This window comes from Granulosicoccus sp. 3-233, from assembly GCF_052681095.1.
Genome location: NZ_JBQYLE010000016.1, coordinates 1 through 22,661 on the forward strand (window position 1 = coordinate 1; position 22,661 = coordinate 22,661).

General features: G+C 59.3%; 22 protein-coding genes and 1 riboswitch. Of the genes, 19 read left to right on the plus strand and 3 right to left on the minus strand.

Going from position 1 to position 22,661, the window contains the following annotated elements:
- The 13 genes from ACUNV4_RS27315 to ACUNV4_RS27375 all read left to right on the plus strand — a co-directional run.
- Nucleotides 1-76: EF-Tu C-terminal domain-related protein (locus ACUNV4_RS27315; RefSeq protein ID WP_223268883.1), on the plus strand; the 76-nt coding region annotated here is incomplete at its 5' end.
- Nucleotides 77-82: 6 nt separating this feature from the next.
- Nucleotides 83-397, plus strand: a complete 315-nt coding sequence (rpsJ, locus tag ACUNV4_RS27320; protein WP_430881838.1) for a 30S ribosomal protein S10 — start codon at nucleotides 83-85, stop codon at nucleotides 395-397.
- Between the two features lie 99 nt (nucleotides 398-496).
- Nucleotides 497-1,438, plus strand: coding sequence for an adenosylcobinamide-phosphate synthase CbiB (gene cbiB, locus ACUNV4_RS27325; RefSeq protein WP_430881839.1), 942 nt, complete (start codon nucleotides 497-499; stop codon nucleotides 1,436-1,438).
- A gap of 125 nt (nucleotides 1,439-1,563) precedes the next feature.
- Nucleotides 1,564-1,794, plus strand: a riboswitch (cobalamin riboswitch).
- Nucleotides 1,795-1,972: 178 nt separating this feature from the next.
- On the plus strand, nucleotides 1,973-2,584 hold the full coding sequence (gene cobO, locus ACUNV4_RS27330) for a cob(I)yrinic acid a,c-diamide adenosyltransferase (RefSeq protein WP_430881840.1): 612 nt from the start codon (nucleotides 1,973-1,975) through the stop codon (nucleotides 2,582-2,584).
- A gap of 304 nt (nucleotides 2,585-2,888) precedes the next feature.
- The gene (locus ACUNV4_RS27335; RefSeq protein WP_430881841.1) at nucleotides 2,889-3,662 is read left to right on the plus strand and encodes an ABC transporter substrate-binding protein; all 774 of its coding nucleotides are present in this window, start codon (nucleotides 2,889-2,891) and stop codon (nucleotides 3,660-3,662) included.
- Nucleotides 3,659-4,702, plus strand: coding sequence for a FecCD family ABC transporter permease (locus tag ACUNV4_RS27340; RefSeq protein WP_430881842.1), 1,044 nt, complete (start codon nucleotides 3,659-3,661; stop codon nucleotides 4,700-4,702). Before ACUNV4_RS27335 ends, ACUNV4_RS27340 begins: the two co-directional genes overlap by 4 nt.
- Nucleotides 4,699-5,577, plus strand: coding sequence for an ABC transporter ATP-binding protein (locus ACUNV4_RS27345; protein ID WP_430881843.1), 879 nt, complete (start codon nucleotides 4,699-4,701; stop codon nucleotides 5,575-5,577). The genes ACUNV4_RS27340 and ACUNV4_RS27345 overlap by 4 nt, the downstream gene beginning before the upstream one ends.
- Complete coding sequence (locus ACUNV4_RS27350) at nucleotides 5,574-6,017, plus strand: DUF1636 family protein (RefSeq protein WP_430881844.1); 444 nt, start codon at nucleotides 5,574-5,576, stop codon at nucleotides 6,015-6,017. Before ACUNV4_RS27345 ends, ACUNV4_RS27350 begins: the two co-directional genes overlap by 4 nt.
- Complete coding sequence (cobW, locus tag ACUNV4_RS27355) at nucleotides 6,010-7,143, plus strand: cobalamin biosynthesis protein CobW (protein WP_430881845.1); 1,134 nt, start codon at nucleotides 6,010-6,012, stop codon at nucleotides 7,141-7,143. Before ACUNV4_RS27350 ends, cobW begins: the two co-directional genes overlap by 8 nt.
- Nucleotides 7,143-11,027 (plus strand): cobaltochelatase subunit CobN, encoded by a 3,885-nt coding sequence (gene cobN, locus ACUNV4_RS27360; RefSeq protein ID WP_430881846.1) that lies wholly within the window; start codon nucleotides 7,143-7,145, stop codon nucleotides 11,025-11,027. Before cobW ends, cobN begins: the two co-directional genes overlap by 1 nt.
- Nucleotides 11,024-12,301, plus strand: a complete 1,278-nt coding sequence (locus tag ACUNV4_RS27365; RefSeq protein ID WP_430881847.1) for an ATP-binding protein — start codon at nucleotides 11,024-11,026, stop codon at nucleotides 12,299-12,301. The genes cobN and ACUNV4_RS27365 overlap by 4 nt, the downstream gene beginning before the upstream one ends.
- Complete coding sequence (locus ACUNV4_RS27370) at nucleotides 12,301-12,996, plus strand: vWA domain-containing protein (protein WP_430881925.1); 696 nt, start codon at nucleotides 12,301-12,303, stop codon at nucleotides 12,994-12,996. The genes ACUNV4_RS27365 and ACUNV4_RS27370 overlap by 1 nt, the downstream gene beginning before the upstream one ends.
- Nucleotides 12,997-13,016: 20 nt before the next feature.
- Complete coding sequence (locus tag ACUNV4_RS27375) at nucleotides 13,017-13,700, plus strand: energy-coupling factor ABC transporter permease (RefSeq protein WP_430881848.1); 684 nt, start codon at nucleotides 13,017-13,019, stop codon at nucleotides 13,698-13,700.
- A gap of 28 nt (nucleotides 13,701-13,728) precedes the next feature.
- On the opposite strand, the gene ACUNV4_RS27380 is transcribed toward ACUNV4_RS27375, so the two are convergent.
- Nucleotides 13,729-14,202 carry a thioredoxin family protein gene (locus ACUNV4_RS27380; RefSeq protein WP_430881849.1) on the minus strand — a complete coding sequence of 158 codons (474 nt, stop codon included), beginning with the start codon at nucleotides 14,200-14,202 and terminating at the stop codon, nucleotides 13,729-13,731.
- A 185-nt stretch (nucleotides 14,203-14,387) separates the two neighbouring features.
- On the opposite strand from ACUNV4_RS27380, the gene ACUNV4_RS27385 reads away from it, so the two are divergent.
- The 6 genes from ACUNV4_RS27385 to ACUNV4_RS27410 all read left to right on the plus strand — a co-directional run bounded on the left by ACUNV4_RS27385 (nucleotide 14,388) and on the right by ACUNV4_RS27410 (nucleotide 20,892).
- A complete protein-coding gene (locus ACUNV4_RS27385; protein WP_430881850.1) occupies nucleotides 14,388-15,470 on the plus strand; it encodes a dipeptidase in 1,083 nt (360 codons plus the stop codon).
- Between the two features lie 49 nt (nucleotides 15,471-15,519).
- Entirely contained in the window at nucleotides 15,520-17,145 is a 1,626-nt protein-coding gene (locus ACUNV4_RS27390; protein WP_430881851.1) for an ABC transporter substrate-binding protein, read from the plus strand.
- A 58-nt stretch (nucleotides 17,146-17,203) separates the two neighbouring features.
- A complete protein-coding gene (locus ACUNV4_RS27395) occupies nucleotides 17,204-18,292 on the plus strand; it encodes an ABC transporter permease (protein WP_430881852.1) in 1,089 nt (362 codons plus the stop codon).
- Nucleotides 18,289-19,197 (plus strand): ABC transporter permease, encoded by a 909-nt coding sequence (locus tag ACUNV4_RS27400; RefSeq protein WP_430881853.1) that lies wholly within the window; start codon nucleotides 18,289-18,291, stop codon nucleotides 19,195-19,197. The genes ACUNV4_RS27395 and ACUNV4_RS27400 overlap by 4 nt, the downstream gene beginning before the upstream one ends.
- Complete coding sequence (locus ACUNV4_RS27405; protein ID WP_430881854.1) at nucleotides 19,194-20,045, plus strand: ABC transporter ATP-binding protein; 852 nt, start codon at nucleotides 19,194-19,196, stop codon at nucleotides 20,043-20,045. The genes ACUNV4_RS27400 and ACUNV4_RS27405 overlap by 4 nt, the downstream gene beginning before the upstream one ends.
- A gap of 70 nt (nucleotides 20,046-20,115) precedes the next feature.
- Nucleotides 20,116-20,892: an ABC transporter ATP-binding protein gene (locus ACUNV4_RS27410; protein ID WP_430881855.1), complete on the plus strand. Its 777-nt coding sequence runs from the start codon at nucleotides 20,116-20,118 to the stop codon at nucleotides 20,890-20,892.
- A gap of 39 nt (nucleotides 20,893-20,931) precedes the next feature.
- Here the strand turns inward: ACUNV4_RS27410 and ACUNV4_RS27415 are convergent, their stop codons facing one another.
- Both ACUNV4_RS27415 and ACUNV4_RS27420 read right to left on the minus strand, forming a co-directional pair.
- Nucleotides 20,932-21,663: a DUF1499 domain-containing protein gene (locus ACUNV4_RS27415; protein ID WP_430881856.1), complete on the minus strand. Its 732-nt coding sequence runs from the start codon at nucleotides 21,661-21,663 to the stop codon at nucleotides 20,932-20,934.
- A 136-nt stretch (nucleotides 21,664-21,799) separates the two neighbouring features.
- Nucleotides 21,800-22,408 carry a DNA-3-methyladenine glycosylase I gene (locus ACUNV4_RS27420; RefSeq protein WP_430881857.1) on the minus strand — a complete coding sequence of 203 codons (609 nt, stop codon included), beginning with the start codon at nucleotides 22,406-22,408 and terminating at the stop codon, nucleotides 21,800-21,802.
- Nucleotides 22,409-22,661 lie beyond the last annotated feature (253 nt).

The window sequence follows — 22,661 nt, forward strand, 5'->3', positions numbered from 1 at the left end:
AGACGGCTTGCGTTTCGCGATCCGCGAAGGTGGACGTACGGTTGGTGCCGGCGTCGTAGCCAAAATCATCGAGTAATTCATTATGGCAGCCAGTCAAACAATCCGTATTCGTCTCAAGGCTTTCGATCATCGTTTGATCGACCGTTCTGCGAAGGAAATTCTTGAAACCGCCAAGCGTACCGGCGCCCGAGTTCTGGGTCCGATTCCTTTGCCAACCAAGAAAGAGCGCTTCACTATCCTGGTTTCTCCACACGTCAACAAGGACGCGCGAGACCAGTACGAGCTGCGTACTCACAAGCGTCTGATGGATATCGTTGATCCAACAGAAAAGACGGTAGACGCCCTGATGAAGCTGGACCTGGCCGCCGGTGTGGACGTTCAGATCAAGTTGAACTAATCAGTCGGTAGTAAGGTAGTACCTTCCGGAAAGGCTCGCTCAGGCGGGCCTTTCCTGTTTTCGTGGCTCCGGAATGATCTGATCAGGGAAAGCTGACCGATGTTGATGCTGGCAGCATTGCTGCTCGAGTTGCTGCTGGGCTGGCCACGCTGGCTGTTTGCTCGTGTTCGTCACCCGGTCGTCTGGTTGGGGGCACTGATCAGCTTGCTGGAGCAACGCTTCAACAAGCCTTCAGCCAGCGATCGCCAACGCTACATTGCCGGCGCCCTGGGTTCGTTGCTGCTCATCGGGCTCAGTGCTGCAGTTGCCGGCTTGCTGGTTCGCCTGTTGCCGGACAATCCGTTCGGTTTTCTGCTGGAGGCCATGCTGGCTTCCAGTCTGCTGGCGGCAAGGAGTCTGTACCAGCATGTCGCGGCAGTATTGGCGCCCTTGCGTTGCCAGGATGTACCGGCAGCCCGGCAGGCCGTATCGATGATCGTTGGCCGGGATACACGAGAGCTGGAAGAATCCGGCATCTGCTCGGCAGCATTGGAGAGTCTGGCCGAGAATGCCTCGGATGGGGTCATTGCCCCGCTATTCTGGGGCGTTCTGTTGGGCTTGCCGGGAATGGCTGCCTACAAGGCCATCAACACCCTCGACTCGATGATCGGGCACAGGAGTGAGCAATACAAGGATTACGGCAGATTTGCGGCACGCCTGGACGACGTGGCCAATTTTCTGCCTGCCAGAGTCTGCGCGGCTCTTTTCTGGCTGGCCGCTGCCGGTCGCATTTCGTTTGCCGCCGTTGCCCGACAGGCCGATCACCACCGGTCACCCAACGCCGGCTGGCCGGAATCGGCCATGGCATTTGCGCTGGATGTGCGTCTGTCCGGTCCGCGTGTCTATCAACACACGATCAGTGACGAGCCGTGGTTGAATCCGACGGGTGCGGCACCTGGAGTGTCTGCGTTGCAGCAGGGGCTGCGACTGTATGCGACGGCGGTGATGCTGAGCGCGGCATTGCTGCTTGCCGCCCTGTTGGGGATGATGCTGCTGCGTTGATGTTGCTTGCCATCATGCCGCAGTGACCGATGCGTCTGCGTATGGGTGTATCTCTGCATCGACCTGCGCTGCGCTGCTCTGCGTCGCTCGAGGCAATCGAACATTGACGTACCTGCACTGAAATGCAACCATATCGGTGTTCGGGTTCTCTGGCGGAGTGTTCCTTGCCAGGGTGAAAAGGGAAGTCCGGTGACAATCGTTCGCGAGAATCGATTCATTCCGGCGCAGCCCCCGCTGCTGTAAGCCAGACGGTTACGTCTCATGCCACTGAGGTTCGCGATAGCGACTTGACTCGGGAAGGTGACGCAAACCGGAAGATGGTAAGCCAGAAGACCTGCCTGACACTGTGTTTCATCTGGTATCTGCTCCGGGGTGAGAGCATGACCGACGATCCGCTTCAGGCGTCGGGATGGTTGAATGATCGATTCTGTTTCAGGCAGCAGCGTTCAACTCTCCAACAACGATATCTGAGCTCTTTGTCCGTCAGTTCGTTCTCTTCCCCATGCAGATCGTTTGCGTCAGCGGGAGTCGGGAATGGAAGAGCAAGGCAAACAGAAGCATGCGGAACGCATGCAGCGGAAGAAAGCCGTTGTCGATGCCGGGATCGAAAAGGCACAGATCGAGCGCGGTATCGTCATTCTGATCACCGGTAATGGCAAGGGCAAGACGACATCCGGGTTCGGCACTCTCTACCGTGCACTGGGACATGGACACCGCTGTGGAGTCGTGCAGTTCATCAAGGGCACGCAGTCAACCGGCGAGGTGATATTCCTGCAGCAGCGGCTGGGGCTGGACAGTGTGCAATACCACGCCATGGCCACAGGCTTTACCTGGAACACACAGAACTGGGATGCGGACAAGGCCGCAGCCGATGAAGCCTGGGCGCATGCGGAGAGGATGCTGCAGGATGACAGCCTGAACCTGGTACTGCTCGATGAACTGACGTACATGCTCAAGTACCGTTTTCTGGAAACGGACGCCGTCATCGCTGCCATTAAGGCGCGTCCGGCGCATCAGACGGTAGTCGTGACCGGGCGTGCTGCCAAGCCCGAGCTGCATGATGTGGCGGATACGGTCAGCGAGATTGCCGACAGGAAACACGCCTTCAAGGCAGGGGTCAAGGCACAGGCCGGTATCGATTTCTGACGAGCCGACAGACGTGTCGGAAACAGAGGGAGCGGACCGGCCGATGCCAGGCAGAGGCCTGTCGTTGAGGCAGGCTTCAGTCTATCTGCCTGTCCTTGCGCAGTCGGGTCGGGGGCGCAGTGGCGGCAATTCTTCCGGGTGCCCTGCTCATTGCCAGTTTGTTGCCGGAGTTGCATTGTTGTGCATCACTGCCTTTAGCTCGATGGTAGAGGCGGGGAACGATGCCGCTGAAGAGGATTCTTCAGCAGCTGTCCTCAACTCGAACCCGTCGCCTGCCACTTCCGGCCACGCATTACCGCGCGTCATGTCGACCAATCTGTGCGCCGACATGCTGCTGTTGGGCCTGGCCGATGAGTCACAGATCACGTCGGTGTCGCAACAGGCTCAGGATCCGAGGCGGTCGTCGTTTTCCGCTGCGGCCTTGCGCTATCCGGCAAACCGCGCCAGTGCCGAAGAAGTCATCATGCAACAGCCCGACGTGGTGCTGGCGTCACGGCGCTGGCAGGCACAACATCAGTCCGATCTGTTTGCCAGGTTCGGTATCCGCGTTGTGAATGTTCCGTATCCGAATGACTGGCCGGGAATCTTCAGCAGTCTTCTGCAGGTGGGGGAGCTGATCGGCCGGCGTGATCGGGCCGAAGAGATATTGCGGCAGACAAGGGCAAGATTGCAGCGGATCCCGTCACCGCAGTCAGCTCTCAGCGTTCTGTACTTGCGTGGCAATGGCGGAACGGCAGCTGGCGGCACCTATATCGATGCGTTGCTGCAGGGGCTGAACGTCAGCAACAAGGCGGAAGACTATGGTCTGACGGGGTGGAGCCATGTGTCGCTGGAATCGATACTGCTGTCACCCCCTGATGCCTTTCTTGTCAGTCAGACGCGACATGATGTCGCACCGGGTGGTTCAGCCGTCACGCGCCACCCTCTGTTACGCCAACTGCTGGAGGATCGCCCGGTTCTCACCCTCAGCAGTCTGGATAGTGGTTGCAGCAACTGGGGGCAAGTGGACACCGTCGAGCAGCTTGCCGTGCGACTGGAGAGCCGTTCGCAGGCCGTTCCGGCTAGAGGCAGGCCATGAAGTTGCGCCAGGATCTGTGGCTCAATACCATCCTGCTGCTCAGTCTGGCTGGTCTGATGGTTCTGTCCCTGACTGTCGGTCCTCTGCAACTGTCGACGCAGGAGGTGCTGGCAGCGCTGTTCCACGCGGACTCGGCCAGTTCCTTGCCGGAATCCCTGGCCGGCATCGACAGAGCGTCTCGCCTTCATCTGATCGTGACCGAAATTCGGCTACCGCGGGTTCTGCTGGCCATCATTGTCGGTGCATCCCTGGGTGTCTCGGGTGCTGCCTTGCAGGGTCTGCTGCGCAACCCTCTGGCTGAACCGGGTCTGCTTGGTGTCAGTGCCAGTGCCAGTCTGGGAGCGGTGCTGTGCCTGTATTTCGGTCTGGCCGGTATCAGCGCCTGGTTGCTGCCGCTGTCGGCGATGGCCTGTGCTGCCCTGTCGACACTGATACTGGCCCTGTTCGCCCGGCGGGCGGTCGGTAACCTGACCCTGATTCTGGCCGGTATCGGCCTGTCCTCACTGGCTGCGGCCCTGATCTCCCTGGCCATCAATCTGGCGCCGACTCCGGCTGATGTACAGGATATCGTGCTGTGGCTGATGGGCTCCATAGCCGATCGCAGCTTTGATGACATACGCCTGTGCCTGCCGTTCGTTCTGGCGGGTACCGGTCTGCTGTTCTCCTGCGGCAGGGAGCTGGATGCCTTGACGCTTGGCGAGGAGGAGGCGTGCAGTCTGGGCGTCAGCCCATCTCGGCTTCGCCTGAAGGTCATCATCGGGACAGCCTTGTGTGTGGGAGCCAGTGTTGCAGTTGCGGGTGCCATCGGATTCATTGGCCTGGTGGTTCCCCACATGTTGCGTCGCGCCACGGGCTATCATCCGGCTCGGCTGTTGCCGGCCAGCGCTCTGGGTGGTGCATTGCTGTTGCTGTCTGCCGATATTGTTCTGCGCCTGGTCAGTCAGGACTTCGAACTGATGCTCGGTGTGGTGACCGCACTGATCGGGGCACCCTTTTTCCTGTTGCTTGTCATGCGCAGCCAGACGGAGATGCTGCGATGATTGATCTTGACCTGCAGAACATGACGGTGCAACGCAATGGGCGCTGTCTGGTGAATGACGTCAGTCTGCTGATCCCCGGTGGCTCCCTGTGTGGATTGACAGGACCCAACGGTGCCGGCAAGAGCAGCCTGTTGCGAGCAGTGGCTCAGCTGCTGCCCCATACCGGGCATTGCCGGCTGGGGGCGCAGTGGCTGGAGCAGAGCTCTGCAGACTGGCGTGCCCGAAGCCTGGCCTATCTGGCGCAGACCGGAGAGCTTGCCTGGCCCATGGCTGTCAGGGACTTCGTCTCCCTGGGTCGCCTGCCGCATCGACGACGCGGTGTGTTGCTCAGGCGACAGGCGGTCGATGACAAGTCGGGTTCGAGTCAAGTTCGAACAGACACGGAGGCGGTTGCGCTGGCGCTGGACCAAACCGGTCTCACAGAGCTGGCCACACGACCGCTGAATCAGCTTTCCGGTGGCGAACTGGCACGAGTGCGGCTGGCACGTGCACTGGCAGTGGATGCCGATGTCTTGCTGGCGGATGAGCCCTGCGCTTCGCTTGATCCCCATCATCAGCTCAAGGTGATGGAGTTGTTGCACGCGCAGAGTCGTCGCGGGCGGGTCGTGCTGGTTGTATTGCACGACCTGACCCTGGCCAGCCGATTCTGCGATCAGTTGCTGCTGCTGCATGAAGGGGTCGAAGTGGCCAGTGGGGAGCCACGTCGCGTGCTGACCCCTGACAATCTGCAAAGCGTCTATCAGTTGCAGGCCATCCACGGCGAGTTTCGCAATCAGTCCTATATCGTGCCTTGGCAAAGCTCTCATGCGGCGCCGCATGCTCATTCCATGAACCAGTCAGGTTGCGGCCTGCAAGAAGAGGTTTCCGTTCGATGATAACCGTCGTTGTGTGTACGACCTGCGGGCAGCAGGAGGACAGTGTCGATGGCCTGCGTCCGGGTGAACACTTTGCCAATCGCGTCGAAGAGGCATTGAAACAACATGCCCTTGCCGATGTCGGCGCACCGGTCGTGCAGTTGCAACGCACACGCTGCCTGATGTCATGCAAGCGCTCCTGTTCGGCAGCCCTGCACCAGAGTGGGAAATACAGCTACGTGTTCGGTGAGTTCAGTCCCGATGTCGACAGTGCCGAGGCCCTGCTGGATTTCACAGCCGGGTATCGGGTATCGGAAACGGGACAAGTGCCATTCAAGCAGTGGCCGCAGGGGATCAAGGGGCATTTCGTTGCACGTATACCACCCTTGCAGTTCTCCGAGGTGGCAGATCGCAGGGAATCATCAGACACCAATGACAACACCGAGGTATCCCATGGCTGACGTACGGAAAATTCCTGCCACGATCGTTACCGGTTTTCTGGGCAGTGGCAAGACCACCCTTGTTCGCAACATGCTCGAATCGGCTGCGGGACTGCGAATTGCGGTGATCGTCAATGAATTCGGCGAACTCGGTATCGACGGCGACATTCTGGAGCGCTGCAGTCTGGGTTGCGAGGAGGACGTTGCAGGCATGGAGACTTCCGGCAACGTCTACGAGCTGGCCAATGGCTGCCTGTGCTGCACCGTGCAGGAGGAATTCTACCCGGTCATGCGCCAGTTGCTGGAACGCAGCGATCGGATAGATCATGTCGTGATCGAGACCTCCGGCCTGGCTCTGCCGAAGCCATTGGTACAGGCATTCAACTGGCCCGAGATACGCAATGCCTTTACCGTTGATGCGGTTGTGACCGTGGTCGACACACCGGCAACGGCTGCGGGTCAGTTCGCCAGCAATCCACAGGCGGTTCAGCAGCAACGCCTGGCCGATCCGAATCTGGATCATCAGTCGGCTCTGCACGAATTGTTCGAGGATCAGTTGCTGGCCGCCGATCTGGTGGTCCTCTCCAAGACGGATCTGGTGGGCGAGCCGCAATGCCGGCAGGTCGAGGAGGTGGTGAGGCAGGAGCTGCCGGCACAGGTCAAGATCATCCGAAGCGAACAAGGCAAGGTGTCCAACAGCCTGTTGCTGGGCCTGGGGAGTGCCAGTGAGGAGACGATCGATCAGCGCAGGGGTCATCACGAGCACGACGAGGGTCATGAGCATGACCATGATCACGATCAGTTCGATTCCATGGTCGTGACGCTGCCGGTAGTGGATCGCAGTCGTCTGATGGAGGTGCTGGACAGACTGGTAGAGGAGCACACCCTGTTCCGGATAAAGGGATTCGTGGCAATCGACGGCAAACCGATGAGACTGGTGGTGCAAGGCGTGGGACGGCGCTTCGACAGTTATTACGATCGTCGCTGGCGCGACGCTGAAACTCCCCATACCCAGCTGGTGCTGATCGGGCAGCAACTCGACGAGAAATTGTTGCAGGATGCCCTGATGACGGCCAGCGTTCAGGGCAGCGAAGTGTCTGCCGTGGTCAGTAGTGGTGGACATGCCGGACAGGCCGAGCTCATCTGATGCATCTGCTGTCCTCACAACCCGGTGCCTACGTCGACGATGCATCGGTCATCACCCGGATTGATCAGGATCCGGGTGAGCTGGTCATCCTCAGTGCCGCAGACACGACGCTGGCCTTGTTGTCGGCAGCCCATCCGAGCCTCGGTGCAGAGGCCTCCGCGAACGCCTACCCGACTGTGCGCCTGACCAATCAGATGCACTTGCGACAACCGGCGTCGGTGGATCTGTACATCGAACAGATCCTGCAACATGCCCGAGTCATCATCATTGATCTGCTTGGCGGTGAGAGCTATTGGCCCTATGCCGTGGATCGCATTGTCGAATTGTGCGAGGCGCGCGGCATTCATCTGGTCATGTTTTCCGGTGACAATGCCGAGGACGGCAATCTGCTGATGAAAAGCACTGTCGAGGCCGAAGTTTGTCGGCAACTGTGGCGCTATCTTCGTGAAGGCGGGATGCATAATGCCCGCAATTTCTACCGTTTGCTCGGCGACAGATTCTTCGGGCTGCCGGCGCAGCTGGATGAACCTGAGCCACTGCCCGCCTTGAGCATCCTGCCGCCGACTGCCGGTGAAGAGAGCGACTGGCCGAGTCGCTGGCTGCCGGGAGCCCCTTGCGTTGCCGTGATCTTCTACCGGGCGCACCTGCAATCGGGTAATACCTCGGTGTTTCTGCAACTGTGCGACGCACTGCAGACTCAGCAACTCAACCCCCTGCCTCTGGCGGTGGCCTCATTGAAGGATCCGCATTGCATGAGTGGCATCCAGCTACTGTGTGACCGACATGGTGTGGACCTGATACTCAATACCACTGCCTTTTCACAATCATCCATGGAAGATCCTGGCGATCATGCATTGATGGGGGATATTCCCGTGATGCAGGTGATTCTCTCCGGCAGCAATCAGGATAGCTGGGAGTCCGACACGCAGGGGCTGACCCCGAGTGATATTGCCATGCACGTGGCCTTGCCGGAGGTCGATGGCCGAATCATCAGTCGGGCGGTCAGCTTCAAGGGACTGCAAAGGCGCTGTGAGTTGACGCAATGCGATATCGTGGGATATCAGGCTCATGGCGAACGCCTGCGGTTCGTCGCCGAGTTGACTCGACGCTGGTGCCGGTTACGCTCAATGAACAACGGCGACAAGCGATTGGCTCTGATTCTCGCGAATTATCCGACCCGTGAGGGGCGACTGGGCAATGGCGTGGGCCTGGATACGCCGGCTTCAGTCATCAACATACTGCGACGACTGAGCGATGAAGGCTATCGCACGCAGGATATTCCTGACGATGGCAATGCCCTGATGAAGGCCCTCAGGGAAGGCATAACCAACGATCCCTCGCAATGGCTGTTGCGCCCGGCTCGCCAGAGTCTGGACCTGTCGGATTATCTGAATTTCTTCTCTCGCTTGCCGGCATCCGTTCGCTGCGCCCTGGATGAGCGCTGGGGACCGGCGGATACTGACCCGATGCTGCGGCAGGGGCGCTTCATGATCGCCGGCTTGCGATGCGGTCAGGTCTTCGTCGGCATACAGCCTGCGCGGGGTTACGAGCTGGATCTGATGGCCAGCTATCACGATCCGGACCTCATCCCGCCGCATCATTATCTGGCTTTCCATGTCTGGTTGCGTGAGCAATGGCAGTCGGATGCCGTCGTGCATGTGGGCAAACATGGCAATCTGGAGTGGCTGCCAGGCAAGAGTATTGCCCTGAGCGGGGAATGCTGGCCGGATCTGGTTCTGGGGCCCATGCCACATCTTTATCCGTTCATCGTCAATGACCCCGGAGAAGGTTCACAAGCCAAGCGTCGGGCCCAGGCGGTCATCATCGACCACCTGATGCCTCCATTGACTCGTGCTGACAGCCATGGACCGCTACGTGATCTGGAACGGCAGATCGATGAATACTACGAGGCTCTGCTGCTGGATCGTCGCCGTGCCGATGTGCTGCGCCAGCAGATTCTGGGACATATCGTCGAGCACGATCTGCATCGCGATGTCAATCTGCCTGCTCCTGCCGATGCCGAACAGGAGCAGGCTCTGCTCAACAGCATCGATGCCTATCTGTGTGAATTGAAGGAGAGCCAGATCCGGGACGGCTTGCATGTATTCGGTGAGTCCCCGACCGGACGTCTGCGACGCGATACGTTGTTGGCCTTGGCACGTCACCCGGTCGGTAGCGGTGAGGCATCGGACAACAGTCTGATACGGGCCCTGTCGCAGGATCTGCAACTGGGTGGCTTCGACCCGCTCGTGATGGACGACTGGAGTGCCGAGTGGTCGGGCAATCGACCGTTCCTATTGCAAGCCTGCTCGTCCGAACCATGGCGAAATGTGGCTGATACCCGGGAACGGCTCGAGATTCTGGCCTTGCAGCTGATCGATCCGGACACACCGGATCAGGGCGACTCGGTTCTGAGGGGGCTGGATCCCGAGGCCGTGCAGCAGCACCTGGTCCAATGGCCGAAGACGCAGGCAGTCATGTCGCGGTTGCGACTGCAGCTGCGTCCGAGTCTGGATGCCTGCGGGGAGCAGGAGTTGTATCAGTTGACTCGCGGCCTGTGCGGTCGATTCGTGCCGGCGGGCCCGAGTGGCGCGCCTTCGCGCGGGCGACCGGATGTGTTGCCGACCGGCAGGAATTTCTATTCGGTGGATACCCGTTCCATACCGACCATGACCAGCTACGGCCTGGGCTCGCGCTCGGCCGAGCAACTGCTGGTTCGCTACATGCAGGAACACGGTGATTACCCGAAAAGCATTGGCCTGTCGGTCTGGGGAACATCCACCATGCGTACCGGCGGTGATGATATTTCGCAGGCCCTCGCCCTGATGGGTGTTCGTCCTCGATGGGCTGATGGCAGCCATCGCGTCAGCGGTTTCGAGATTCTTCCCATGTCGGTGGTGGATCGGCCTCGTGTGGACGTGACCCTGCGTGTATCGGGCTTTTTCCGTGACGCCTTTGCCTCGGTGATGCGCCTGTTCGATGCAGCCGTGCAGGCGGTTGCAGAGCTTGATGAACCGGAATCGCTGAATCCGATACGCGCCCGCATTCAGCGGGATGCGCAGCGTCTGCAGGCACAGGGTCTGTCGACAGAGGAAGCGCGTCGTCTGGCCGGTCATCGCGTGTTCGGATCAGCTCCCGGCAGTTACGGTGCCGGTCTGCAAGGGCTCATCGATCAGAAGCACTGGACAGATGACGGGGATCTCGCCACAGCCTATCTGAACTGGGGAGGATATGCCTATGGTCAGCATGACCATGGCACGGAAGCAAGGGAGCAGTTTTCAACCCGGCTGCAGAATCTGGATCTGGTCATGCAGAACCAGGACAATCGAGAGCACGATCTGCTCGATTCGGATGACTACTATCAGTTTCAGGGCGGCATGACAGCCGCAGCAAGGCATCTCAGTGGCAGGCAACCGAGTGTCATGTTCGGTGATCACAGCAATACACTGGCGCCAGCCATTCGTACGCTGGAAGAGGAGATCAGTCGAGTGGTACGTTCTCGAGTCACCAATCCCAAGTGGATTGCAGGTGTCATGCGCCATGGCTACAAGGGGGCGTTCGAGATGGCCGCAACGGTCGACTACCTGTTTGCCTATGACGCAACGGCTCATGTGGTTCGTGATGATCAATACGCGCGAGTCACTGATGCCTACGTCGAGGACGATGAGGTCCGGCAATTCCTGAAGGAGCACAACCCGGATGCCTTGCGAGAGATCTGCGAGCGCTTGCTGGAGGCCATGCAGCGGGGCCTCTGGCAGGAGCCCGGAGACTACCAGGCACGTATCGAAGCACAACTGCTGGCCATTGAGGAGTCGCTGGAGGGTGTCTCGCTCGGCGCTGGCAGAGCGTCCAGTCAAGTCGACGACAGTGGAGTCCCTGCATGAACAAGTCGAACCGACAGTCTGCATCGCTGAATACTGTGCCGGTTTATCCGTTTTCCGCCTTGCAGGGGCAGCCCAGGCTGCAATTGGCCCTGAAACTGGTGGCTGTCGATCCGCGTCTGGGAGGCGTGCTGATCGAGGGCGCGCGCGGGACGGCGAAAACAACCAGCGCGCGAGCACTGGCCGATATTCTGCCGGAGGGCGAGTTCGTCAACCTGCCGCTGGGAGCCAGTGAAGAGCAGCTGGTGGGGACGCTGGATCTCGAGCTGGTCCTGCAAGAGGGCAAGACGGCGTTCCAGCCGGGGCTGTTGTCACGGGCGCACCGCGGTGTGCTGTATGTGGACGAGGTCAATCTGTTGGCAGACAGCCTGGTTGATCTGTTGCTGGATGTCTGCAGCAGTGGGGTCAACCGCATGGAACGGGATGGCATCTCTCATCAGCATGCGGCCGATATCGTGCTGATCGGAACCATGAATCCGGAGGAAGGCGAATTGAGACCTCAGCTGCTGGATCGTTTCGGTCTGTATGTGGCAGTCGAGGATACGATGGATCTGAATCTGCGACAGACGATCGTGCGTTCGAGGCTGGCCTTTGATGACGAGCCGCTGGCCTTTCTGCAAGCACATGCACAGCGTCAGCAGGATCTGCTTGAGCAGCTGTTGCAGGCCAGACAGCGCAAGTCAGGTATCGCGTTCACTGACCAGGCTCATGATCTGGTATCCCGGCGCTGCCATGACGCCGGCGTCGACGGGGTGAGGGCCGACCTGGTGATGCTACGAGCCAGTCGTGCCATGGCTGCATTGCAGGGACGCACATCGATAGAGCCCAGCGATATCGAGACAGTCGCCGAATTGGTGTTGGCGCACCGGCGTCGCGCGGAGTCGGCGAGCGCGGGTCCCCGGGGGGCTGCGGAATCCGGCCGATCGGATCGCGATGCACAGCCAGGTGACGAGGCGAATTCACAGAAACAAGGCGAGTCGTCGTCGGCATCTCAGGACTCTACCTCGAACCCGGCACAAGGCAGCAGACCATCGATGAATTCCTTGCCTGAGGGGCAGGGCGACGGGGTCGAACCGGGTTCGACAGCACCGCATGAAGCCACGCCGGGGCAGTCGTTGGAGACTGAAATCAGTCAGGAGATGTTGCAGGCTCTGGCGACTTCCTCGACATCGACAAGCAGGGATGCCGGCGACCGGCAGTGGGGTGCCTTGCCTGCGCAGCCTGTGCCGGTGCTGCCGCTTCGGCATGCGGGAGATGCAATGCGAAAAAAGCCGTGATGCGTTCGGTGGCTGACGCGGAGTCAGTTGCCGGGCGCACCGACAGGCTACGATGGCAGCGTCACCAGGTGGAAGCAGAGACCCGTCGTATCCACTGGCCGAACACGCTGAAAGCGCGCCGCAATGCCCGGTTGCTGCATGAGCATCTGCGATTCAAGGCGGTGCGCAAGAGTATTTCCGAGTTGCATTGTGTGCTGCTGGATTGCTCGGCTTCGATGATGACTGCCGGGCAGCTGGCAGCGGCCAAAGGCGTTCTGCTGGACCTTGGCCAGCAGGCCTATCGCCGGCGAGATGCCCTGGCTGTCATCAGTTTCGCTGGAAACAAGGTGCAGGTGTTGCACGACCCGCACAAGGCCGGCGCGCATGCCCGTGCCTGGATTGAACCTATCAGCGGTGGTGGAGGCAGTCCCGTCCACCTCGCCATACAACGTGCCGAGCAGTTGATGTTGCATCAGCAGAAACGCTTCCCGGATCGACGTCGGGTGCTGTGGCTGCTCAGTGATGGGCGATACGAGCCGCTGCCTGCCTTGCCCCGCCACGTGCATGAATGCCATGTGGTGGATTTCGAATCCGGCTTCCTGACCTTGGGACGTATCAGGCAGCTGGCTGAACTCTGGCAGGCGACCTATACGCCAGCCAGTCATTGGGTCGGTGTCAGGGACAAGCAGTCTCCCGGCAATCGTACCTTCCGCTAGCCTTTCAGGAGTCAGCAAACATGCATATGGAACCGGGTATTGTCGAAGGATCAAAGATCCTTCTGAGTCATGCAACAGCGGCCACCGCCCTGGTGCTGGGTGTCAGCCACGTCAGGGACGCAATCAGACAGGCAGGCGTCTTGCCACTGGCGATACGTTCGATGGTTGCCAGTGTGCTGGTATTCCTGTTTTTCGAGGTGTTTCCCCATGTCGCCGTAGGTATATCCGAAGTCCATCTCATACTGGGTACGACCTTGCTCCTGCTGTTTGGCGTAGCGCCAGCGGCTATCGGACTGATGCTGGGTCTGTTGTCGCAGGGACTGCTGTTTGCACCGGCGGATCTGCCGCAATACGGCATGAACGTGACGACTCTGTTGTTGCCCCTGTTTGCCACCCATGCCATTGCACAACGAATCATTCCGGCCAATACGGCCTATGTCGATATCGGTTATGCCCAGGCTTTCAAGTTGTCGCTGGCGTATCAGGGAGGCATCGTTCTATGGGTCGGCTTCTGGGCGATTTACGGCAATGGTATTGGCGCGGAGAACATGGCTCAGGTCACCACGTTCGGATTGGCGTACATGACGGTGGTTCTGATAGAACCACTGATCGACCTGGCCGTACTGGCGGGAGCCAGGATGTTCAGGGGACGCCTGGCAAGTTCGTTGTTGCATCATCGTTTGCACGCGCCGCTGGCTGAATAGGGACACCGCAGGACGCTACTCACCCCGCTCAGGCGGCTGGTGGGTAGTGTCTGGCAAACAGCCTTTCCAGGTTCTCGCGCGATTGCGCTCCAACGACCGTATCCAGCAGGTTCCCCCTGCCATCGAACAGCAGCAGAGTGGTTTTCTGAACCCCGTATTGCCTTTGCAAGGCCTGTCCTTCGCCGGTTGCGATATCGGCTATCCGGAACCGGATGTGCGGATGATCCGCGATGACCTTGGTCGTGATGGACTTGAGGCTCCGGCAGATGGGGCAACTGGTATCGTGTACCTGCACGACCACCGGTTCGCCGGCACCGACGCTGGTCAGATCATGCAATTCACGTTGTCTGCTGTCGTAATCCGAGATGGCTCCGGCACCGATTCCCAGAATACCGAGGCCCACCGCTGACTTGAGCAGCAATCGACGTTTTCTCTCGGCCGGCAATCGGGCAAAGCGTTCCAGGGTGTTGCCACTGTGGCTGTTCTGCTTTTTTCTCTTCATGAACGCTGGGTGTGTTCTCAGGGTGTCTGGACGTGAGGCTGCGGCGGCGAATCCTGAGCGCTCGCATCACCGGATGGACAGTCAGTTCGATCAATCGTTCACCGGGCGGCTGCCGCGGCCGTTGTCGAGTTACGGATGCTATGCTCGTCACCTGTCTGTCCGGCGAACAATAGCGAGTACGGTTGATGAATACAGAGAAGGCTGAAGGCAATGCACGAGGGCGGGTATTCGATGGACATAACGACATACTCACGCGATTGATGCAGGCAGGTGGAGCTTCGGCGGCAGAGTTGTTTCTGCAATCCGGTGATTTTCATATAGATCGGCTAAAGGCCAGAGCCGGAAATTTTGGCGGTGGATTCTTCGCCATGTGGGTGTCCTCGCCGTCCAGTGGTGACTACCAGACCATGATGACGCAGGCCGAGTACGATGTTCCGCTGCCCGAGCTGGTTGATCGACGAAGCGCACTGGATGTGGTCATGCGCGAGGCGGCCATTCTGATCAGGTTGCAGGAGATGGGCGTGGCCGAGATCTGCACCACTGTGCCTGCATTGAAAAAGTGTTTCTCCAGTGATCGGCTGGCGACCATTCTTCACCTGGAAGGGTGCGAAGCCATCGACCCCGAATTCCATGCGCTGGATGTGCTTTACGAGGCCGGTCTGCGCTCACTGGGGCCGGTGTGGAGTCGTCCGACCATCTTCGGAGAAGGGGTTCCGTTTCGCTTCCCGGCAACGCCCGACATCGGTGCAGGTCTGACTGATCTGGGATTGGAGCTGGTACGTCGCTGTAATGAGAAAGGCATCCTGATCGATTTGTCGCACCTCAACCAGAAGGGGTTTGACGACGTTGCCCGCCATAGCCGACACCCTCTGGTAGCGACGCATTCCAATGCTCATGCATTGTGCAATCATGCACGTAATCTGACCGATGCGCAGCTGGAGCAGGTCAAGGCAAGTCGTGGCATGGTCGGTCTCAATTTTGCCTCGGCCTTTCTGCGTAGTGACGGTCGCATGCTGACCGATGTGCCGGTCGAGCAGATGCTGCGACACCTGGATTACCTGATTGAGTTTTTGGGCGAGGACAGTGTAGGCTTGGGGTCGGATTTTGATGGTGCCGAGATTCCCGATTTCATTGGCGATGTCAGTGGCCTGCCTCGATTGGTAGCGGCCATGCAAAGCCATGGCTACGGTGAACAGCTGATCGACAAGCTGTGTCACGGTAACTGGTTTCGGGTACTGGAAGAAACCTGGCACAGCAACGATTCATGACACAGGTCGACCGTCGGTCGACGTTTTCGAACACAGGAGATCATTCAAGATGACAGGAAATTCGAGCCGTTCACTGAAGCGGCGAGTATTCTTCAAACGCTCATTGGCCTCCCTGGCATTGGGTGCCGCGATAGGTCTGGGTGGTCTGGCGGAAGCCAGGACACCGGACAACATGCTGGTCATTGCGCACCGCATCGATGACATCACCACGCTCGACCCGGCTCAGTCCTTCGAATTCGCCGGTAGTGACGTCATCATGAATGTCTACCGCAAGCTGGTCAATTTCGACCCGCTGAATCTTGAAGCCGGATTCCAGCCCGATCTTGCCGAGAGCTGGGAGGTATCCGAAGACGGACTGTCGATCACGTTCACCATGCGAGAAGGCGTGACCTTCCACTCAGGCAATCCGGTCACGGCGGAAGACGCAGCTTTCTCCCTGCAGCGCGCGGTCAAGCTCAACAAGACTCCCTCGTTCATCCTTACGCAATTCGGTTTCACTCCCGAGAACGTCGAGGAAACCATCGTGGCCGACGGCAACACGCTGACCATCACCACCGACAAGAAATACGCGACTTCCTTCATACTGAACTGTCTGACAGCCACGATCGGCGGTATCGTGGACAAGACGCTGGTCCTGGAAAACGAGCAGGATGGCGATCTGGGAAATGCCTGGCTGGCAACCAATTCGGCGGGCTCCGGAGCCTACGAGATCGTCAGCTGGAAGCCGTCCGAGTCCTATACCCTGGCTGCCAATCCTGATTTCTATCTGGGTGCGCCAAGCATGAAGCGCGTTATCGTCCAGCACATTCAGGAGTCGGCCACACAGCGCCTGCTGCTCGAGAAAGGGGACGTTGACATCGCTCGCAATCTGAATCCCGAAGATATCGCCGGACTGGAAGGGCAGGAGAATCTCGCCGTCGACACGGACCAGAAGGGAAACCTGATGTACGTCTCCTTCAATCAGAAGCACCCGCAACTGTCGAATCCCAAGGTGGTGGAAGCGCTGAAATACCTGATTGACTACAAGGGCATGGAAGGCAGTTTTCTGAAGGGTCAGTGGCGTGAACACCAGAGTTTTCTGCCGGCAGGTTATCTGGGCGCCATCGACGACAAGCCGTACAGTTACAACCTCGAGAAAGCGAAGGAGCTGCTGGCAGAGGCAGGTGTCGAGAATCTCGAGTTCGAAGCAGGTGTCCGCGAAGCGCAGGAACGAATCGAAATCGCCCAGTCATTGCAGAACACCTTTGCGCAGGCCGGTGTCACGATGAACATCACGATCGGTACGGGCAAGCAGATTCTGACCCGTTATCGGGCGCGCGAACTGGACATGTATCTGGGTGCCTGGGGACCGGACTATCCCGATCCACAGACCAATGCGGGTACGTTCGCGTTCAATCCCGACAACTCCGATGAAGCCCAGGCCACCGGTCTGCTGGCCTATCGAAATGCCTGGGATCCGGGCCCGCTGACGGCAGCTGTTGAAGCCGCTGTCATCGAGGGTGATACCGACAAGCGTCGCGAGATGTATGAACAGATGCAGCGTGACTTTCAGGCGGTGGCACCCTTCGGCATCATGTTCCAGAAAACGGAACAGACTGCACGGCAGGCCTCCGTCAAGGATTTCACCATCGGTGGGGCTGTGACGGCCACGGCGTACTGGCCGGTCACCAAGTAATATTGCTTATGTGGATCAACCGCAGGTTGTCGCATCGCGCGACGAGGACAACGCGCCGATGAGTCAACCGGCGGCCGATCCATCGGCAACGCTGGCACATCGTCCACCACGTTCCCTGTGGTGGGCGAAGGCCGGCATCAGTGTGCTGCGCACACTGGGCATGATCGTCGTGACCATGCTGGGCCTGCTGTTCGTCACCTTCATCATCGGCCGAGTGATGCCCATCGATCCGGTCATCTCGGTTGTGGGGGAGCGGGCCAGCAAGGAGGTATACGATGCCGCCTTCATCAGCATGGGCCTGGACAAGCCGCTGCTGGTTCAGTTTCTGGTCTATCTCGGCGATGTCATTCAGGGGGATTTCGGGCAATCGCTGCTCAACTCGCGACCCGTCATCGACGATATCAAGCGCGTCTTCCCGGCCACGCTGGAGCTGGCCACGCTGGGCACTCTGGTTGGCGTGTTCATCGGCGTGCCGCTGGGTGTGATCAGTGCGGTCAAGCGCGATTCCTGGATCGATCAGATCACTCGGGTCATTGCTCTCGTCGGCTATTCGATGCCCATCTTCTGGCTCGGACTGGTCGGTTTGCTGGTGTTCTATGGCGTGCTGGGCTGGGTGGGTGGTCCGGGCAGGGTAGGCATCTTCTACGTGGATGTCGTGCCGGTGGTGACCGGCATGATTCTGGTGGACAGTGCTCTGGATGGCCAATGGGACGTGTTTCGCGATGCGCTGAGCCATATCGTCCTGCCAGCCGGAATTCTGGGATATTACAGCCTTGCCTACATCAGTCGCATGACGCGTTCGTTCATGCTGGAACAGCTCGGATCCGAGTACATCACCACGGCGCGCGTCAAGGGACTTTCGGAGTGGACCGTCATCACCCGGCATGCCTTCGGCAACATCAAGGTGCAGCTGATCACGGTGATAGCCCTGAGTTACGCCAGTCTGCTGGAAGGCTCGGTTCTCACCGAGATCATCTTTGCCTGGCCGGGCATCGGCAGTTACATCACGACAGCACTGTTGTCAGCTGACATGAACGCGGTTCTGGGCGGCACGGTCGTCATCGGTCTGGTCTTCGTCTGTCTCAATGTCTTTTCCGATTTGCTGTATGCCTTCTTTGATCCTCGGGCCCGGGACAATGCCTCGTGAGTAGTCTCAGAACGTGGCTCAACAGCGAAAGCCCCGAGTCGAGAATGCAGGCTCGGGCAGCAGCCATCTACCATGGCTGGCTGGAGTTTCGTACCAACCGATTGGCGCTGCTGGGCCTGTGGATTCTGATTCTTCTGGTACTCATTGCCATCTTCGCGCCGTGGCTCAGCCCGCATGACCCCTTCGAACAGAATCTTGCCAATCGCTTGCTGCCGCTGGGCACCGAGGGTCATCTGCTGGGCACCGATTCACTGGGTCGGGATATTCTCAGCCGCCTGATTCATGGTTCACGCATCACGCTGTACATCGTGGGACTGGTGGCCTTGATCGCGCCGGTGCTGGGTCTGTTCATCGGTACCGTGGCCGGTTATCTCGGTGGATGGACAGACACCGTGCTGATGCGCTTCACCGATATCTTTCTGGCCTTTCCCAGACTGGTTCTGGCGCTGGCATTCGTGGCGGCTCTGGGTGCTGGTATCGAAAATGCCGTACTCGCCATCGCACTGACTGCCTGGCCACCTTATGCACGCATTGCGCGTGCCGAGACATTGAGCATTCGACGCTCCGACTACATCAGCGCAGTGAAACTGCAAGGCGCGGGCGCCTTGCGGATCATCACCCGACATATCTGGCCGCTGTGCATTGCATCGCTGGTGGTACGGATCACACTGGACATGGCGGGCATCATTCTGGCAGCAGCCGGTCTCGGATTTCTTGGACTGGGCGCTCGCCCCCCATCACCGGAGTGGGGCGCCATGATCGCCGAGGGCCGACGCTTCATACTCGACTACTGGTGGGTGGCCACGATCCCCGGCATTGCCATCTTCATCGTCAGTCTGGCGTTCAATCTGCTGGGCGACGGCTTGCGTGATCTGCTGGATCCCAAGAGTGGTGGTAGCTCATGAATCTGCTGGAAGTGGAAGATCTGAAGGTCTCATTCCCGACGCGGACCGGCGTGTTCGAGGCCGTCCGGGGCGTGTCGTTCTCGCTGGGACAGGAACGGCTCGGCATTGTAGGTGAGTCCGGTTCCGGAAAGTCCCTGACCGGACGCGCCATCCTGCGCCTCATACGACCACCGGGTCGGGTTTCCGCCGGGCGCATGGCACTGGGTGACGAGGATCTGCTGGCAAAGAGCGACAGGCAGATGCGCGAAGTTCGTGGACAGCGTATTTCCATGGTGATGCAGGACCCGAAGTTCTCGCTGAACCCGGTCATGACGGTCGGGGAACAGATCATGGAAGCCTATGCGCAGAGCCGCCGTGGCAATCGACGGGAGCGTCGGCAGAAGACCATCGAGATGCTGGAAGCGGTTGCGATCCGTGACCCGGAGCGCGTGTTCAAGGCCTATCCGCATGAACTGTCGGGCGGCATGGGGCAGCGCATCATGATCGCCATGATGCTGATTCCGAACCCGAGCATTCTCATTGCCGATGAGCCGACCTCGGCGCTGGACGTAACCGTGCAGATGCAAGTCCTCAACATCATGGACAAGCTCGTATCCGAACGCGGCATGGGTCTGATCTTCATCAGTCATGATCTGAACCTCGTGTCATCGTTTTGCGATCGTGTTCTGATCATGTATGCCGGACGTGTTGTGGAATCGTGTCGTGCCGACGAGTTGTATCAGGCAAGGCATCCCTACACTCAAGGTCTGCTCGAGTCCATGCCCCGGCTGGATGCGCCCAGTGAGCGTTTGTCGGTGCTCGAACGGGATCCGGCGTGGCGAGAGACTGATCCGGATCAAGGCTCATGACTGATCTTTCCAACCCGGTACCGTCCGGGCTTTCCCTGGAGGCGTTTACCGTGCCGACGGCTTTCATTTCATGAAGCAGGGTATCGTTGTCGAAGGGCTTGACGTCTGGTTCGGTGAACATGCCGATCGAGTTCAGGCCGTCAGGGATGTCAGTCTTCAAGTGCCGGCCGGAGAGTCCGTGGGTCTGGTGGGGGAGAGTGGTTCGGGCAAGTCCACGATTCTGCGAGCATTGACAGGACTGGTCAGCTCCTGGTCCGGTCACATGGAAGTGGATGGCGAAACGCTCGGCAAGCGCCGAACCCGCGCCTTCTACGACAAGGTGCAGATGGTCTTTCAGGACCCCTATGCCTCATTGCATCCACGTCATTCCGTTGATCAGGTTCTCAGCGAGACACTGGCCCTGCACAAGCTCGGTGATGTCGATCGGCGTATCGTCAACCTGCTCGAGGATGTCGGTCTGGGTCGGCAGTTCCGCTTTCGCTACCCGCATCAGCTGTCCGGGGGGCAGCGACAACGAGTGGCGATAGCCAGGGCGCTGGCGGCAGAGCCGGCCATTCTGCTGCTGGACGAGCCGACGTCGGCGCTGGATGTCTCGGTACAGGCGGAGATTCTCAATCTGTTGAGTGATCTGCGAGAGCAGCGTCAACTGACGTATCTGATGGTGTCGCACAATCTGGCCGTCGTGGCCCACCTGTGCGAGTCGATTGCCGTCATGCAGAACGGGCGTCTGGTGGAAAACCTGAGTGTGCAGGATCTGCGTGCGATGCGGGCCAGCGAGCCGTATACGCAGCAACTGCTGAAGAGTTCACTGGGCTATGTCCGTTCAGACACCCCGGCTGACGACTGAGAGCCGATGTCAGCCGGGTTGCTGTCAAGCCCGGCTAGTTCAGAATGCCTCGATGAAGGCTCTGATACGCGCTGCATTGACGCCTCTGTCACTGCGCCCGATGCGTGACACGCTGCGTATGTCGACCCGGCTTGCGCCATCTTCAGGTGTCACGACGACAACGACATCGTCGGCGAATTGGAATACCGGGGTGCGTGCGGTCGCTTCGAATCGCAGATTGTCGTCATCCTGTGACACGATTTCCCATTTCATGGAGTGCGCAACGTCAAGCGCTCGGGCGAACGCGGCCTCGGCGGTTGATTGCGATTGTATGGGGGCGATATCCGGATAGGCGGATTGCTGTTGTGCTGCTATCTCCGGTCCGCCATGGACAAGGGTGTTGCGCGCGCCTTCTCGGCTGTCATCCAGTACCAGGAACCGGGGCGGGTTGTCGGTATCGGTCGTGATGTCATGGATGGGAGGTACAGGCGCCGGTGGTGAGATGCGGTCTTTCAACGTCGGGTAGAGCAAGGCCAGACCGAGAATGCACGCCAGACCGGTCTTGACGATACCCGCAGAGTTTCGTTTTACCAGCATGAAGAGCAGGCCGGCCAGGCTCAGTCCGCTGACTGCATAGGCCAGCGGAGCGGCATACTCGCGGTAGTAGCCGAAGCCGACAATGGGCTCCCAGAGACCCAGACGTGCTCCGAACATCATGATGGCGGTAGCCAGTGCGGCACATACGGCAATTATCAGTAGCAGGGTAGCTGTACGGGAAGATCTGGTGCTCATGGTCTGGTGTCCGGGATTGAGTCGGGATTGAGTCGGGATTGAGTCGGGATTGAGTCGGGATTGAGTCGCATTCTGCGACAGATGGATACCGCTGAGGTTCGACGTTCGGCGGCACAGTCATGATTGTCGGCAGTTGTCAGGTGCCGGGTCGAGTGAAAGCCTGACGAGCGCGTTGCACGGTCAGGCGTGCAGAGCAGCCGCTGACGTGGTCGTTGACCAGCCCCAACGCCTGCATCAGTGCGTACATGTTGGTCGGGCCAACGTAGGTCCAGCCGCGCTTTTTCAAGGCCCCGGCAAGTGCGCTTGACTCCGGCGTTGTCGGGTTGTCATTCAGCCAGCTGCAAGACATGCTGGCGGGTCGTGTGGCAGGGGCGGGCTCGTATTGCCAGAAGAAGGCAGCCAGACTGCCGTAGTCACGTTGCAGCTCCAGGGCACGGCGGGCATTGTTGATGGCCGAGCAGATCTTGCGCCGATTGCGAATGATGCCGGCATCCTGCATCAGTCTGTCGATATCAACGTCATCGAAGTCGGCAACGGCAGGAATATCGAAATCGGCAAAGGCGCGGCGCAGGGCAGCACGGCGATGCAGAATCGTGCGCCAGCTGAGCCCGGATTGAAATCCTTCAAGGCAGACCTTCTCATAGAAGGTCTGGTCGGAGTCTGTCGGAATGCCCCATTCGGTGTCGTGATAGGCCTTGTACAGGGCATCATCAGCAGGTATGGGGCAACGGTCGGTCTCGCACATGAGCCGATGTCTCTGAAGTGAGCTGATCGAGCAGTGATATCATCCAGTATGGCGCATCCGTCAGTGATTGCCGAATTGAAACCTGTGTTCGAATTTCACAAGTTACGTGGTCAAGCTCAAGTTTATCGACTGCATGGCCGAAAGAAGCCGGTCTGACTGCGGTTTGTCTGGTGTTTTCGCTGTGGTCAGAAGCGCCATGTACGACATTTCGTGACACCCGAATGAACAAAAACCCGTCGAAGGGGTAGCAATC

Excerpts from the sequence above, each read along its gene's own strand:
- cobO (WP_430881840.1), top strand. The coding sequence starts at position 1,973 with ATGGAAGAGCAAGGCAAACAGAAGCATGCGGAACGCATGCAGCGGAAG.
- ACUNV4_RS27410 (WP_430881855.1), top strand. The coding sequence starts at position 20,116 with ATGAAGCAGGGTATCGTTGTCGAAGGGCTTGACGTCTGGTTCGGTGAA.
- ACUNV4_RS27370 (WP_430881925.1), top strand. The coding sequence starts at position 12,301 with ATGCGTTCGGTGGCTGACGCGGAGTCAGTTGCCGGGCGCACCGACAGG.
- ACUNV4_RS27380 (WP_430881849.1), bottom strand. The coding sequence starts at position 14,202 with ATGAAGAGAAAAAAGCAGAACAGCCACAGTGGCAACACCCTGGAACGC.
- ACUNV4_RS27350 (WP_430881844.1), top strand. The coding sequence starts at position 5,574 with ATGATAACCGTCGTTGTGTGTACGACCTGCGGGCAGCAGGAGGACAGT.
- ACUNV4_RS27345 (WP_430881843.1), top strand. The coding sequence starts at position 4,699 with ATGATTGATCTTGACCTGCAGAACATGACGGTGCAACGCAATGGGCGC.
- ACUNV4_RS27395 (WP_430881852.1), top strand. The coding sequence starts at position 17,204 with ATGAGTCAACCGGCGGCCGATCCATCGGCAACGCTGGCACATCGTCCA.
- cobN (WP_430881846.1), top strand. The coding sequence starts at position 7,143 with ATGCATCTGCTGTCCTCACAACCCGGTGCCTACGTCGACGATGCATCG.
- ACUNV4_RS27385 (WP_430881850.1), top strand. The coding sequence starts at position 14,388 with ATGAATACAGAGAAGGCTGAAGGCAATGCACGAGGGCGGGTATTCGAT.
- cbiB (WP_430881839.1), top strand. The coding sequence starts at position 497 with ATGTTGATGCTGGCAGCATTGCTGCTCGAGTTGCTGCTGGGCTGGCCA.
- ACUNV4_RS27335 (WP_430881841.1), top strand. The coding sequence starts at position 2,889 with ATGTCGACCAATCTGTGCGCCGACATGCTGCTGTTGGGCCTGGCCGAT.
- cobW (WP_430881845.1), top strand. The coding sequence starts at position 6,010 with ATGGCTGACGTACGGAAAATTCCTGCCACGATCGTTACCGGTTTTCTG.
- ACUNV4_RS27405 (WP_430881854.1), top strand. The coding sequence starts at position 19,194 with ATGAATCTGCTGGAAGTGGAAGATCTGAAGGTCTCATTCCCGACGCGG.
- ACUNV4_RS27365 (WP_430881847.1), top strand. The coding sequence starts at position 11,024 with ATGAACAAGTCGAACCGACAGTCTGCATCGCTGAATACTGTGCCGGTT.
- ACUNV4_RS27375 (WP_430881848.1), top strand. The coding sequence starts at position 13,017 with ATGCATATGGAACCGGGTATTGTCGAAGGATCAAAGATCCTTCTGAGT.
- ACUNV4_RS27390 (WP_430881851.1), top strand. The coding sequence starts at position 15,520 with ATGACAGGAAATTCGAGCCGTTCACTGAAGCGGCGAGTATTCTTCAAA.
- ACUNV4_RS27340 (WP_430881842.1), top strand. The coding sequence starts at position 3,659 with ATGAAGTTGCGCCAGGATCTGTGGCTCAATACCATCCTGCTGCTCAGT.
- rpsJ (WP_430881838.1), top strand. The coding sequence starts at position 83 with ATGGCAGCCAGTCAAACAATCCGTATTCGTCTCAAGGCTTTCGATCAT.
- ACUNV4_RS27420 (WP_430881857.1), bottom strand. The coding sequence starts at position 22,408 with ATGTGCGAGACCGACCGTTGCCCCATACCTGCTGATGATGCCCTGTAC.
- ACUNV4_RS27415 (WP_430881856.1), bottom strand. The coding sequence starts at position 21,663 with ATGAGCACCAGATCTTCCCGTACAGCTACCCTGCTACTGATAATTGCC.